General features: G+C 42.6%; 13 protein-coding genes. 11 read left to right on the forward strand and 2 right to left on the reverse strand.

All coding sequences use genetic code 11. The annotated features are described in order from the left end of the window. Positions 1-122 precede the first annotated feature (122 nt). The 7 genes from dnaA (at position 123) to gyrB (ending at position 7529) form a co-directional block, all read left to right on the forward strand. Complete coding sequence (gene dnaA, locus SPSPH_RS00005; protein ID WP_083945603.1) at positions 123-1697, forward strand: chromosomal replication initiator protein DnaA; 1575 nt, start codon at positions 123-125, stop codon at positions 1695-1697. A gap of 281 nt (positions 1698-1978) precedes the next feature. Further along, entirely contained in the window at positions 1979-3106 is a 1128-nt protein-coding gene (dnaN, locus tag SPSPH_RS00010) for a DNA polymerase III subunit beta (RefSeq protein ID WP_075756503.1), read from the forward strand. A gap of 16 nt (positions 3107-3122) precedes the next feature. Then, positions 3123-3344, forward strand: coding sequence for an RNA-binding S4 domain-containing protein (locus SPSPH_RS00015; protein ID WP_075756504.1), 222 nt, complete (start codon positions 3123-3125; stop codon positions 3342-3344). After that, positions 3341-4438 carry a DNA replication/repair protein RecF gene (recF, locus tag SPSPH_RS00020; protein WP_075756505.1) on the forward strand — a complete coding sequence of 366 codons (1098 nt, stop codon included), beginning with the start codon at positions 3341-3343 and terminating at the stop codon, positions 4436-4438. Before SPSPH_RS00015 ends, recF begins: the two co-directional genes overlap by 4 nt. 5 nt (positions 4439-4443) lie before the next feature. Then, positions 4444-5310 carry a DUF721 domain-containing protein gene (locus SPSPH_RS00025; protein WP_075756506.1) on the forward strand — a complete coding sequence of 289 codons (867 nt, stop codon included), beginning with the start codon at positions 4444-4446 and terminating at the stop codon, positions 5308-5310. Continuing rightward, positions 5288-5539 carry an extracellular matrix regulator RemB gene (gene remB, locus SPSPH_RS00030; RefSeq protein WP_075756507.1) on the forward strand — a complete coding sequence of 84 codons (252 nt, stop codon included), beginning with the start codon at positions 5288-5290 and terminating at the stop codon, positions 5537-5539. Before SPSPH_RS00025 ends, remB begins: the two co-directional genes overlap by 23 nt. Positions 5540-5603: 64 nt before the next feature. Continuing rightward, a complete protein-coding gene (gyrB, locus tag SPSPH_RS00035) occupies positions 5604-7529 on the forward strand; it encodes a DNA topoisomerase (ATP-hydrolyzing) subunit B (RefSeq protein ID WP_075756508.1) in 1926 nt (641 codons plus the stop codon). A 181-nt stretch (positions 7530-7710) separates the two neighbouring features. Here gyrB and SPSPH_RS00040 read toward each other — a convergent pair whose 3' ends face one another. Beyond that, positions 7711-8805 (reverse strand): FUSC family protein, encoded by a 1095-nt coding sequence (locus tag SPSPH_RS00040; RefSeq protein ID WP_075756509.1) that lies wholly within the window; start codon positions 8803-8805, stop codon positions 7711-7713. 183 nt (positions 8806-8988) lie between these two features. On the opposite strand from SPSPH_RS00040, the gene SPSPH_RS00045 reads away from it, so the two are divergent. The 3 genes from SPSPH_RS00045 to SPSPH_RS00055 all read left to right on the forward strand — a co-directional run bounded on the left by SPSPH_RS00045 (position 8989) and on the right by SPSPH_RS00055 (position 12293). Continuing rightward, positions 8989-10329: an acetyl-CoA hydrolase/transferase family protein gene (locus tag SPSPH_RS00045; protein WP_075756510.1), complete on the forward strand. Its 1341-nt coding sequence runs from the start codon at positions 8989-8991 to the stop codon at positions 10327-10329. A 140-nt stretch (positions 10330-10469) separates the two neighbouring features. Next, positions 10470-11462 (forward strand): beta-ketoacyl-ACP synthase III, encoded by a 993-nt coding sequence (locus tag SPSPH_RS00050; protein WP_075756511.1) that lies wholly within the window; start codon positions 10470-10472, stop codon positions 11460-11462. A gap of 303 nt (positions 11463-11765) precedes the next feature. Further along, positions 11766-12293: a hypothetical protein gene (locus SPSPH_RS00055; RefSeq protein WP_075756512.1), complete on the forward strand. Its 528-nt coding sequence runs from the start codon at positions 11766-11768 to the stop codon at positions 12291-12293. A 3-nt stretch (positions 12294-12296) separates the two neighbouring features. On the opposite strand, the gene SPSPH_RS00060 is transcribed toward SPSPH_RS00055, so the two are convergent. Continuing rightward, positions 12297-12635 (reverse strand): L,D-transpeptidase, encoded by a 339-nt coding sequence (locus SPSPH_RS00060; RefSeq protein WP_075756513.1) that lies wholly within the window; start codon positions 12633-12635, stop codon positions 12297-12299. 218 nt (positions 12636-12853) lie between these two features. On the opposite strand from SPSPH_RS00060, the gene SPSPH_RS00065 reads away from it, so the two are divergent. Next, on the forward strand, positions 12854-14539 hold the full coding sequence (locus SPSPH_RS00065) for a methyl-accepting chemotaxis protein (protein ID WP_075756514.1): 1686 nt from the start codon (positions 12854-12856) through the stop codon (positions 14537-14539). Positions 14540-14615 lie beyond the last annotated feature (76 nt).

A 14615-nucleotide genomic window follows, 5' to 3' on the forward strand; every position in this document is an offset into this window, starting at 1 on the left:
AGTTATTCACAATTGTTGATATCTTTGTGGATAACTTATGTTAATCTCTCATATATTTTGTGGAAATATTTCATAACAACAGAAAGGAATGATTACTTACAATGAGCGCTGATACCGCTTATATGGCAAGCATATGGCAGCAGGCTCTGGTACATATGAAAAAAGCGTTTATCAAGCCGCTTTTTGAAACATGGATCAAATCAACCATGCCATTATCCATTAATGATAACGTTATTGAAATTGGCACTCCCAAGCAATTTGTCAAGGAATGGCTGGAAAGCCGTTACGTCCCTATCATTAAGGAAGCCTTAAAAGCTGCCGCCAACAAAGACTTTGAGATTGTTTTTATTAATATGGATATGGAGGAAGAAATAGACGAAACTGCCCTGCTGAACATTGATATAGAAGCACAAATCGATGTTCTGCAAGAAGAACAAATTAACCAGCAACAGCAGAAAGAAAACATTACCCCTTCAGACCAACTATCCCAACCGGCAGAAGATGTTGATATAGATAATGTAGATTATTTAAAATACCTTGACGACATCGGCGATATTCCTCAGGCCGCCGCCCTTGCTCCTTCACCGACTATCCTGGAGACCCCCTCCCGGCCAGCTGTACCAAAAACAAAACGTTTTGACCAGCAGCCAAACAGCAATATGCCGGCAACAGAAGATTTTAACCTAAATCCCAAATATGTATTTTCCACCTTTGTTATTGGCAATTCCAACCGGTTGGCCCACGCAGCTTCGCTGGCTGTTTCAGAGGCGCCGGCTCAGGTATATAATCCTTTTTTTATCTATGGCGGTGTAGGCCTTGGCAAAACACATCTGATGCATGCCATTGGTCACCGTATTAGGGAAAATAACCCCAATATTAAGGTTGTCTATATTTCCAGCGAAAAATTCACCAATGAGCTCATTAACTCGATTATTAGCGGCAATCCCGAGAGTTTCCGCCAGCGTTACCGCAATATCGATGTTCTCTTAGTGGATGATATCCAGTTTTTGTCGAAAAAAGAACATACCCAGGAAGAATTTTTCCATACCTTCAACACCTTGCATGAAGCCAATAAACAGATCATTATTTCCAGCGACCGGCCGCCGCGGGAAATTCAGACACTGGAAGACCGGCTGCGTTCCCGTTTTGAATGGGGGCTGATCACAGATATTCAGCCACCTGATCTGGAAACACGTATTGCCGTCCTCCGTAAAAAAGCCATGATAGAAAGCCTGAATGTCCCTAATGAAGTCATTGTCTATATTGCCAGCCGGATTGAAAATAACATCCGCGAACTGGAAGGCGCTCTTATCCGCGTAGTTGCCTATGCTTCTTTAAATAATCAGCCAATTGATATTGATTTAGCCACCGAAGCCTTAAAAGATATCTTTCCCAACGGCCGGCCAAAACAAATCACCACAGAGCTTATTCAAGATATTGTCGCCGGTCATTTTAAAATCAAGCTGGAAGATCTTTCAGCCAAAAAACGCACCCGCAATGTAACCTATCCCCGGCAAATTGCCATGTATTTATGCCGGGAACTAACCGAAACGTCATTGCCTAAGATCGGTGAAATCTTTGGCGGCCGTGATCATACCACAGTTATCCATGCCCATGATAAAATCAGCCGCGAAAGACAAATGGACGCCAAATTGAACAATACAATCAAGGATCTGGTTAAACGTATTGAATCATAGTGTATAAACCTGTTAATAACCTCTTATTAAAGATGTACACAAAATGTGTATAACTTTATTCAGGTGTTTTTGTGTTAATATGTTGATAACTGCCCTATCACTTATCGACATATTACTAACATCATAATTTCATATACTGCAAGCATTCGACATATTTATCAACATATCAACAGCGCCTACTACTATTACGGCTATTTATTACTATATGCATTAAATAATAATAATATTACAGCTTTAAATAAAAACTTTTTCTTATTTTCAATTGCAAGGAGGCTCCTCTAATGAAAATTACCTGTTCTAAAGACAGGCTGAATCACGCAGTGCAAACAGTCCAAAAAGCAGTTGCGGCTAAAGCTACGCTGCCGATTTTATCAGGCATCTATTTATCCGCGGAAAATAACAAATTAGAACTGCAGGCCACCGATTATGAACTTGGCATTTGCTGCACGATTGATGCACAGGTGGATATTCCCGGGAAGATAGTTATTTCTGGCAGATATTTTCAAGAATTAGTAAAAAGGCTCCCTGGCGACACAGTAGAAATTGCCTCTTCAACCGAAGACCGGACAATAAAAATTATGGCAGGTACTTCCCAATTTAACTTATTGAGCTTGCCAGCCGATGAATTTCCTGTATTAAAATCCTTATTTGACAAGCAAAATGGTACAAGCAACTTAACTATTAAAGATAATGTTTTACGCGATTTAATTAAAAGAACAGTCTTTGCCTGCGCCACCGAAGAAAGCAGACCGATATTTACGGGAGCATTATTGGAGCTAACAGAAAATGATGTACGGATGGTGGCCACAAATACTCACAGGCTGGCGTTAAAAAAGAGTATAACGGAGCAAACTACAAGTAACAGCAACCTAAAAATCATTATTCCTTCCAAGGTTCTTAATGAATTAGCCCGTTTACTCAATTCGGAATTACCGGTAGATGTAAATATTTGCTGGGAAAAGAACAAAGTAGCTTTTCGCTTCGAAAATGTATATTTGGAATCAAGACTGATCGAAGGACAATACCCTGACTATAACCGGGTTATACCACCAGAATTTGGTACAACCGCCACCATCAATACCGCATTATTTATCGATGCTGTAGAACGTGTTTCCCTGATGGCCAAAGACGGCGAATATAATGTAATAAAATTCCAGTTTAATACCAGTGAAGTCATCATTACCTCCAATAACCCTGATATCGGCAAAGCTTATGAAACCATACCTGTTTCCACCGAGGGTACTGACATTACCATTGCTTTTAATGCCAAATATGTAACCGACATTCTTAAAAATATCGGTAGTCCTGAACTGCTATTTTCGCTGAATACACCGCTTAGCCCGGCCAGTATCAGACCGGTTAATGACGAAAATTACACGTATATTATTACTCCGGTTCGTACTTTGTAAAAATAGAGGATTGACGATGGAAGACATTGAAATATACACCCGGGAAATTAATATTGACCAGCTGTTAAAATGGGCAGGCATTACTGATAATGGAGCCCAAATAAAACCACTTATTGAAGATCAACTAATAAAGCTTAATGGTGCTCTTGTTACTGAGCGCCGGAAAAAAGTCCGTCCTGGAGATATTATTGAGATAGCGGGAATTGGCAGCTGGAGAATTATTACAGGTGAGGCATGAGAGTAAACCGGCTTAGTTTACGTAATTTTCGTAATTATAAACACATTGATATTGATTTTACTGCTAATATCAATGTGTTTATTGGCCCTAATGCGCAAGGCAAGACTAATCTGTTAGAAGCCTTATATCTGGCAGCTATGGGGCGCTCACACCGGACCAATACCGATCAGGAGCTTATTTGCTGGGACCAGCCGGCAGCCAGTATTGAAGTTATGTTTGTTCGCCAGGAGCTTGAAAACTCTTTAAAAATTAAATTTATAGCCAATCAAAATAAGGAGATACTATATAATAGTCACCCCTTACCGGCCCGGGAAATTGTAGGCTCACTTAATGCCATATTATTTTCACCGGAGGATTTGTTATTAATAAAAGGAGCGCCGGCTTTACGTCGGCGCTTTTTGGATAATGAAATTTCACAGGCAAATCCGCCCTATTACCGGCAGTTGTTAAACTATAACAGAATGCTTAGTCAGCGTAATAACCTCTTAAAAAAAATCCGGGAACGAAAAGCCAGTCAAGAATTACTTGCTCCCTGGGACGAGCAAATAGCCGGCGCTGCTGCGGTTATAACCAAAAAACGCTTAGAGGCTGTAAAAAAACTAACCATGCTGGCTAACCTTCATCACCGCAAAATTACCAACAGTCGTGAAAATTTAATAGTATCCTATCATCTAAACGGCTTACAGCAAGATAAAACCGAGGATTTAAGCGGCTGGTATCATGAACAGCTTGGCCGGCAGCGGCAACAGGATATTTTTAGCGGCAGTACCGGCGTTGGTCCGCATCGTGATGATCTTATCCTGTTAGTGAACGGCAAAAATTTACGCAACTTTGGCTCACAAGGCCAGCAGCGAACCGGTGTATTGGCTCTAAAGCTGGCAGAGCTGGAATTTATTAAATCAGAAACCGGTGAATATCCGATATTATTACTGGACGACGTTATGAGTGAACTTGACGCCGCCCGCCGTTCCGAGCTGCTCTTGTTTATCAAAGAGCGTGTTCAGACCTTTATTACCGCTGCGGACGAACAATATTTTGGCCAAACAAAGTTGGGAAAATTTTATCGCATACTGGGCGGTACAGTAACGGAGTGATTACGATGTTTCGGCTAAAGGATATATTGCCAAATACGCTAAAAACCATCGGTTTGACCAAGCAATACAATACCCAGTCGGTTATTGTTCATTGGCAGGAGATTGCCGGTGACGAAATTGCCAGCCACGCCTGGCCGGTATCCATTCAGCGCGGCGTCTTACTGCTGGCTGTAAATAATCCGGTATGGAGCCATCATCTTATGATGCTAAAACCCATACTTATGGACAAAATCAATACATACTTAAACGAAAAACTAGTATTTGATATTAGATTCCAAGCAGGAAATTTGCAAAACTACCAGAATAATCAAGAAGATGGGGTAAATATTCCCTTATTGCAGCCAGCAAAGTTAAATTCGGAAGAATTAGCTGACCTGTGGCAGGCAACAGCAGCAATACAAGATGACAGTCTAAGAAAAAAATGTTATTATGTGTTAATAAAACAAACAGCATTGCATAAAGCCAAGCAACAAGAAGGCTGGAAATCCTGTAAACGCTGCAATGTATTGGTGCCACCTGCTCAAGTATATTGCACAGTATGCAGTATTGAGTGTAAGCAGGAGACAAAACAGGCTATTACCAAACTGCTGACAGAAGCTCCCTGGCTTACTTATAAAGAAGTTTGCCAGTTTGTTCCGTGCAGCCCACGTCAATTCCATGCTGCGAAAAAGCGTTTAGTCCATAAGCTGATTCATGCTTTATTTCAACCCGGATGGGACAAGCTTAACGAAGCCACTCTGGTTATGTTAATGACCGGCGTTAAGCCAGGCAGGATCAATGATACAATGGTAGATACCGTAATCGGTAAGATAAAAGTGCGACTTGCGGAAAAAGTCAGGAGGAAAAGTCATGTTTCTGCATATAGGCGCTGATACTGTTATTCCCTTACGCAGCGTAATTGCTATCTTGGACTTTAAAATAACCGGGTCAGCGGTTACTGACCAATATATGAAAAACAGTAAATCTACAAATAAAGTTATTGATATTTCTGATAATAATGCTAAAAGTTTTGTTATAACCGATCAAAATGTTTATTTATCTGCTATATCCTCGCAAACGCTGAAAAAGCGGGCAGGTTATATACCGGTCGATGAAGAGTAGCAGTAATGCCGCAAATGGCGGCACAGTCGTAACTTGTTGTAGAAGATAACGGGGGTTTGACATAATGGTAGATACGGTGGATATAAGTGATACAACAGTAAATGGCAGCTATGGCGCGCAACAGATTCAGGTTCTGGAAGGCTTGGAAGCTGTGCGTAAACGTCCTGGCATGTATATTGGCAGCACCTCGGCCAGAGGTTTGCATCATCTGGTATATGAGGTTGTGGACAATAGTATTGACGAAGCCTTAGCCGGTTTTTGCAATAAAGTGACAGTTAAAATACATCCGGATAACAGTATAACGGTTACTGACAACGGCCGCGGCATCCCGGTAGATATGCATGAAACAGGGAAACCGGCCGTTGAAGTTGTGCTCACCATCCTTCACGCCGGGGGAAAATTCGGCGGTGAAGGCTATAAAGTATCAGGTGGTCTTCATGGGGTTGGTGTATCGGTAGTAAATGCGCTGTCAGAATGGATGGAAGTAGAAGTCAAAAGAAACGGCAAAATTCACTTTATCCGGTTTGAGCGCGGCAATACTGTTCAAAGCCTTACTGTTACTGGTGAAACAGAGGAGACAGGCACCAAAGTTTCTTTTAAACCGGATAAAGAAATATTTGAGGAGCTTGAATATAGTTTTGATACCTTAAAAACCCGCCTGCGTGAGCTGGCTTTTCTTAATAAAACCCTTACCATTGTTTTGGAAGATGAACGGAATGATGAAAAGAAAGAATTTTATTATGAAGGCGGTATAGTTTCATTTGTTGAACATCTTAATAAAAGTAAAGATGTTGTTCATGCTGCCCCCATATATGTAAATGGCTCCAAAGACACCACCATTGCGGAAATTGCTATTCAATACAATGACAGCTATGCGGAAAATATCCATTCTTTTGTCAATAATATCAATACCCAGGAGGGCGGCACCCATTTAAGCGGGTTTAAAATCGCCCTGACCCGGACGATCAATGATTTTGGCCGTAAGCTTAATATCCTTAAAGAAAATGATGAAAATTTGAGTGGTGAAGATGTTCGCGAAGGTCTAACCGCTGTTATTAGTGTCAAAATTCAGGAACCGCAATTTGAGGGCCAAACCAAAACTAAACTTGGCAATAGTGAGGTTCGTGGCATTATTGACAATATTATCTCCGAGGGACTTAATGAATTTTTCGAGGAAAATCCTGGTGTAACCAAAAAAATCATTGAAAAATCCGTTATGGCCTCCCGTGCCCGGGAAGCTGCCCGCAAAGCGCGTGAGCTGACAAGGCGTAAAAGTGCCCTGGAATCCAGTTCACTGCCAGGAAAGCTTGCTGATTGCTCGATAAAAGATCCTGATCAGGCCGAAATTTACCTGGTCGAGGGTGATAGTGCAGGCGGTTCGGCAAAACAGGGCCGCGATCGCCGGTTTCAGGCTATTTTGCCGTTACGGGGCAAAATTCTTAATGTTGAGAAAGCCCGTATGGACAAAATCCTTAACAATGAGGAAATTCGGGCCATGATTACTGCTTTTGGCAGCGGCATTGGCGAGGAATTTGATCTGGAAAAACGCCGTTATGGAAGAATCATTATTATGACAGATGCCGATGTTGACGGTTCTCATATCCGTACCCTGCTGCTGACCTTCTTCTATCGCCATATGCAGCCATTGATCCAGGGCGGTCATGTATATATTGCCCAGCCGCCATTGTATCTTATAAAAAAAGGCAAGGAAAGCTGGTATCTTTACAGTGATGCCGAGATGGACAGCCTGCTGGAAAGGATTGGCCGGGATAATATCAATGTCCAGCGCTATAAAGGCCTGGGTGAGATGAATCCTGAGCAGCTATGGGAAACAACCATGAATCCTGAAACCAGGACAATTCTCAGAGTGGAGCTTGAGGATGGCATTGCCGCTGATGAAATTTTTACAGTGCTGATGGGCGACAAAGTGGAACCAAGACGTAATTTCATTGAGGAAAATGCAAATAAGGTTAGAAATCTGGATATATAAATGAGTAAGAATGTAAGATAAAAGCAGAATACCAGTTGATAGCTGGTGAATTATTGAAAATAGCAGCCTAATGGCTGCTATTTTTCTTAATAAAATATCAAGTTTTGTGGGCCGTTACTAAGTCAGGTGCAGGCGGCCGCCAGCCAACGCTGCGACGCTGGCGTTTACTCTTCGCTAGATTTTAGTTTTCATGACTGTCAGTTGTTTGCTGGACAATGTCAGCTAATAATTTTTTCGCCTGGCGTGAGGCCCATTTGATTTCATTTGCCGTTACGGCTATATCAAGCAGGGGGTGTACATAATCAATATTATTAGGATCGGCTTGAAATTGTTCAATGGCCTGGGTTAATTTTTCCCAATATTCTTCATTAATTTCTTCAGGTTCTACAGCTGCTCCGTCAATAATAACAGACAGTATTTTTTCATTGACTCTGGTTATTGTATTACAGCTGCTTGCCAGCAATTCCAAAATAACCCGGAAACTTGGGGCGATGGGCGGGGAGCCTAATTGCAGCCGGCGCTCAAAGCGGGGTGGCAAGATTTCATATACCCGATCGGCTTTGCGAAGGAGAGACTGGTTATAATCGATCAGTTTTTCCGCAAGAGCAAGCCAGTCCTCCTGCTCTGACGCCCCCGGTTTTACTAATTCTCCTTCCCGTCTCATAAAATTCATCAGTTTGCGTGATTCTTTATTAATCGCATGAACGCTTTCTTTTAATTCCAGGCGAAGCGGCGGCTGGGTATCTTCAAGCTCGACATAATCCTGAATAGCCTGGCAAAAGTAACGGACAATCTGTTGATTGCTTTTCTGCAACTGTTCTTTAAGCTGCTGCTGATAACGGGGAGGCCAAAGCGTAATATTAACAAGCATGGCCACAAGCAAACCAACAAAAATTACGGCTGTTCTCATTAATGCATGTGGCAGAAATTGTTCGGCACTGGAACTCAGGATGAATAAAGCCGCAATAATTCCCATGGTGATACTGCTCTGAAAGTTAAATTTTATATGTAAATATATAAGCAGAATCGTTACAAGTCCCATAATAATGGGATGGTTGCCTAAGGTGTAGCCACATATCAGGCCAACGGAAACTCCTAAAATGTGCACCATAACCTGGTCTTTGGCTGATTCAATGGTCAGCAGTATTGATGGCTGCATATTAACAATAGCCGAGACTGCGCCGAAAAAGGCCGGTTCCAGGTTAAGCGTATTGCAGATAAACATGGTGATGGTTACCGCAATACCTGTTTTTATAATACGGGCTCCTATTTTCATTTTATTTTATCAATCCTTTTTGCGTTTTATTATAAAGTTAATATAATGGATATCGGTAATATTCTCAAGGGCAACCGATGATTTTGAATAAGATATTATTTGTAAGGCCGTGCAGGATACAGCCGGGCTTGTGGCGAAAAATAGCAACTCTATGAAATCAGATAAAAATAGAGGGGATGAGTTGTGAATTTTATCAATGAGTACAAAGCAAAGTTATGTAGTCCGGAGACAGCAGTAAAAGTTGTCAAATCAGGCGACTGGGTGGATTATGGCTTTGGCTCCGGTCAACCAGTGCTGCTTGATCAGGCGTTGGCTAAACGCAAAACAGAGTTGAAGGATATAAAAATTCGCAGCGCTTTGTCGCTAAGGCCGCGGGAGATCATCAACGCGGACCCGGAGCGGGAGGTTTTTACTTATTCAAGCTGGCATTTTAGCGGTTATGACCGTCAATTGCACGACCGTAACCTTTGTAACTATATTCCCATGATTTTTCGCAACAAACCCCATTTTTATCGCAATGAGCTTGCTGTCGATGTTGCTATGGTTGTCGTGTCACCGATGGATAAGCACGGTTACTTTAATTTTTCCCTGTCAACAGCTGCTACGCGTGCTATTCTGGAAACCGCCAAAGTTGTTATTATTGAGACAAATGAGCGGTTGCCGATAGCTTTAGGCGGCAGGGAGGAATGTATTCATATTTCTGAAGTGGATTTCATTGTTGAAGGCGGCAGTGCGGCTATTCCTGAATTGTTGCCAATAGTACCTGATGAACTGGATGAAAAAGTGGCCAGACTGATTGTCGAGGAGATTATTAATGGAGCAACCATTCAATTGGGGATTGGCGGTATGCCGAATGCTGTTGGTAATTTAATTGCCGACTCAGATGTAAAAGACCTGGGTATGCATACCGAAATGCTGGTGGATTCCTATCTTTCGATGTATAAAAAAGGAAAATTAACCAATAAATATAAGAAACTGGATAAAGGCAAAGGGGTTTGGGCATTTTGTGCCGGAACCCGGGAGTTGTATGACTGGGTGGATTGTAATCCGGCTTTAGCCAGTTTTCCGGTGGATTATACCAATAATCCGGCTGTTATTGCGCAAATTGATAACTTCGTTTCGGTTAACAATTGTGTTGAAGTGGATTTATATGGACAAATATCTTCAGAATCTGCCGGAATACGGCAAATCAGCGGTACTGGCGGACAGCTTGATTTTGTTACAGGCAGCTATTTATCCCCAGGCGGAAAAAGCTTTATTTGCTTTCGCTCGTCCTTTACCGATAAGCAATCAGGGGTAATGGCTTCCCGGGTGGTGCCGGCACTGCCGGCAGGCGGTATTGTGACAGACCCGCGGGCTCAAGTCAACTATCTTGTTACCGAGTGGGGCAAAGTCAATTTAGCCGGCTGCTCTACCTGGGAGCGGGCTGAGCGAATTATCACAATTGCCCATCCGCATTTTCGTGAGGAACTTATTAACCAGGCAGAACAGATGAAAATATGGCGCAGATCAAATAAGCGATAGTTGAGTAAAAATTTCTTAAATAGTATATAATTTGTTACTCAATACAATTACTTAATAGTATTGTTTGTAATAATTTTATGGTATACTAATAGTACCTACTCATAAAAAAGGGCGATAAAGGATTTTAAGGAGGACGTTTGGTGAACGAAAGATATGTAGGTATCTTGGGGATAGGCTCCTATGTTCCGGAAACAATTGTAACCAATTTTGATCTGGAGCAGAAGATGGAGACATCAGATGAGTGGATTGTTGAGCGTACCGGTATCAGGGAGAGGCGCATTGTAGCAAAGGGAGAAACCACTTCGGATTTAGCTACCAAAGCTGCTGAACGGGCTCTGGCTGATGCCGGAATCAGTGCGGCAGAGATTGATTTGATTATTGTTGGAACTGTTACTCCTGATATGATGTTTCCTTCTGTTGCTTGCCTGGTACAACAAAATCTTAAAGCCGTTAATGCCGCTGCCTTTGATCTTACAGCAGTTTGCTCCGGTTTTATTTACGGACTTGTTACAGGCAGTTCTTTTATTAAATCAGGTACTTATAAAAAAGTCTTAGTGATTGGTGCCGAAACTCTGTCAACAATTGTCGACTGGTCAGACAGGAATACGGCAATATTGTTTGGCGATGGGGCTGGCGCTGTTGTTTTGGGTGAAACAAGCCCCGGGTATGGAATTCTTGGCGTTGATCTGGGAGCAGAAGGGGCTGGCGGTGATCTTTTGAAAGTACCGGCCGGCGGTTCACGGATGCCTACTACACTGGAAACCATTACGCAGGGATTTCATTTTATTCATATGGATGGCAATGAGGTATTTAAATTTGCCATTAAGGTGATGGGTGAAACCGTAAAAAAAGCGCTGGCCGATGCAAACCTGTCAGCGAAAGATATTACCTGTCTGGTACCACATCAGGCCAATATGAGAATTATTCAGTCGGCTGCTAAACGTTTGGGTTTGCCGCTTGACAAGGTTATCATTAATGTTGATAAATATGGCAATACTTCGGCTGCTTCCATTCCTATAGCGCTTGATGAAGGGGTTAAAAGCGGCAGGATTAAGCAGGGGGATATTATTGCATTAGCCGGTTTTGGCGGCGGCTTAACCTGGGGAGCAGGCATAATAAAATGGTGCAAATGATATAAATAAGTTTTGTATGCCACTGCACCTCAGTAATTAAGTTATTTTTTCTGTTGGGATTAAAAATCCTGCCGGTGAAATGCCGGCAGGATTTTGATATTATATTACCTTATTATTTTCCCTTCGGTGATGATGGCCAATTGCCCGGGAGTGAGCTTAAATATATCATAAAATTGAGAATGGTGCTTGCATAGCCTGGCTGTAAATCTTTGCTGGCCTGATATAAGTACAAGGAACTTATGTAATGTTTGCCACATATAATATATAAACTAATTGAACCTTGCGAAAAGGAGATGTTTATATATGGATAGCAGAAAAGCTGACAAATGCCATGGTTGCTGTCCGCTTGATTTTGTGATAATGCCTACCAATAGGCCGCCAGACATTGATGCCGGGTTCTGGGTGCAGGCTACAGCCAACGGTGAGGTATGTGGCTATGATGGCTGCGGCACTATTTCGATATCAGCTGAAGGCCTTATTCCTCTGGGTGTTTATACGGTGTGGTTTGCTACCGACCGGGGACTTCGGCCGGCTGCACCTACCGATGCCGTATATACGGCAGACGGTTTTGATCCTAACCGGTTGGTGGTAAATGATAACGGAATACTTAATTATTATGTTGCACCGCTCAATTTTAACCCGCTTCGGGGAATCCCGATACCAAGAACTAAGACTATGGCTATTATTCAGGGGGTAATCATCGGATTTCACAGTAATCGGCGAACTAACGGTACTGCTCCGGGAGAGTTTAATGTCAATTTTTTTGAACAATTATCGGCAGAAATATGCTTATCACGGATAACCACCGATGGATTCTGGCAAACCGAATAAAGTTTAATTATTTTCAATACTAACCGGGGTACCGACAGCCACCAGCTGGGAGAGTTCAAGTACATCCCGGTTATACATACGGATACAGCCTTTGGAAACGGCACCACCAATAGAAGACGGATTATTGGTGCCGTGAATGCCGTAATGGGGCTGGCTGAGACCTAGCCACATGGCGCCGAAAGGGCCGCCGGGGTTGCGGACCTTACTGATGATGTGATAGCGGCCAACCGGAGTGGCAGTTTCTATTTTGCCGACACCGACAGGATAGGTTCTGACAACCTTATTACCCTGTCTTACATATAAGAGCCGCCTGGTAAGTGAAATTTTAATAGAATATGTCATGTGTCCATCACCTCTGCTACCATAGTATGCGAAGCCAGGCTGAAGGTGAAGGAAGAGTAATTTCTATGGGGGATTACTCTTCCTTTTATTTTTAGTTTTTTAAATTTTTAAACTATTTTTTATGAACAGGAGGATTTGAAATAATTTTCACGAAGTAATAAAAACACAATAAATTATCAGATTTTTTAAAATTTAATCGAAAGGAGGTAGTTAGTGTAATGGCTCAAATGGTGAAGTGGTTTAAAGGAATTACCGGTAAGCTGGCTGTATGCTTGTTTTTTACCGGTATTGCACCGCTTGCAGGAATTGTTTTTTTTATGAAGATATTTTCGTCTAACCGGTTTGAAGGACTACTATGTATTTATATTATTGTATCGGCAGCAGCTTTGTTGCTATGGTCAATCGTTGTTGCCCGGTGTATCGCCAACCCCATTCATCAGCTGCTTGGCAGTATGCGGGAAATGGCGTCAGGCGGCGGTGATCTTAAAAAGCAGTTAAAGGTCGAGACAAGTGATGAAATCGGACATCTTGCTCATAATACCAATAATGTTATGGGAAAAATTTCGGATCTCATCGGGGAAATTACACAAATTAGCGGCAAGACATTGACGGCCAGTAAACATCTGTCAGATTATACTGCTCAGGTAAGTGAAGCCATGCGTCAGGCAACAGAAAATATCGGGGAAATAGCGGCCGGCTCATCCCGGCAGGTACATGATTTGGAATTGTGCAGTAAGTCCACGGCACATGCCAGTAATGAGATTTTTGACATCAATCATTTAGCGGCTCAGACCGCCGAATTGGCGAAAGAAGCCAACGCCAGCGCCGGTGAAGGGGCAGCTCAGGTCAAGGAAGCTATTGCCACCATGAAGGTCGTAAATACGCAGATGGATATTTCATCAAAGGCCATTCATGGCTTAGCTGACAGGATAAACCAGATTGGACAAATTGTTGAGGTTATTACCGGTATTGCTGATCAGACCAACCTTTTGGCGCTTAATGCCGCTATTGAAGCCGCCAGGGCGGGCGAACAAGGACGGGGTTTTGCCGTAGTTGCCGATGAAGTGCGGAAGCTTGCCGAAGACTCCCGTCAATCGGCTGAGGAAATAACCAAGTTGATTACCGGGGTACGGCAGGAAACAATAGATACCGTGACAGCTATTGAAAATGCGCTTACCCAGGCCCATCAGGGTGCGGATAAGGCCAGTGGTTCAGAAGCCGCATTAACCCGGATTATTACTATCAGCAAGAAACTTAATGAACAAGTTGATATTATGGCAAAAAATACAACCGGCGTAACCACCGACATTCAAAATATTGCAGACAATGTATCAGAAATAACAAATATTGCCCGTCATTTCTCCGGGGCCAGTGAAGAAATCAATGCCGCCAGTGAAGAAGTATTTGCAACCATCGAGAAAATCACCACAGCGGCGAAAGAGCTTAATGATATGGCCCAAAATATGGAGGAAATGACGGTTCAATTTGTTGCCGTTGACCAAACTACCAGACAGCGAATCAAAGATAAGCTAAATAAGGCGCGGCATTTATTAACTGCTTACGGGCCGGTTCATATAGACGGCAGTAATCAGCTGGTGGCCGGTAATCAGATAATTAATAACAATGAGCGCCTTGTTGATGAGATATCCCGGCAGATTGGCGCTGATTTCACTGTATTCCAGGGCAATACCAGGGTAGCAACTACAGTTACCACCAGAGCCGGACGCCGGGCCACTAACACCCCGGCAGCCAAATATGTGGAAAAAGCGGTACTGGAACGGGATACGGAGTATATTGGCCGCGCTACCGTTATGCGGCAGTGGTATATAGTAAATTATGAAGCACTCAAGGATAAAACCGGGCATATTGTCGGGATGCTGTTTGTCGGTGAAAAACTAAAATAATGAACTGGAAATCCAAGAGCAACAGATGTTTTTCAGCATCTATTGCTCTTTTTTTATTTAAGACAGGCCCATATTT

The organism is Sporomusa sphaeroides DSM 2875 (genome assembly GCF_001941975.2).
GTDB lineage: Bacteria > Bacillota > Negativicutes > Sporomusales > Sporomusaceae > Sporomusa > Sporomusa sphaeroides.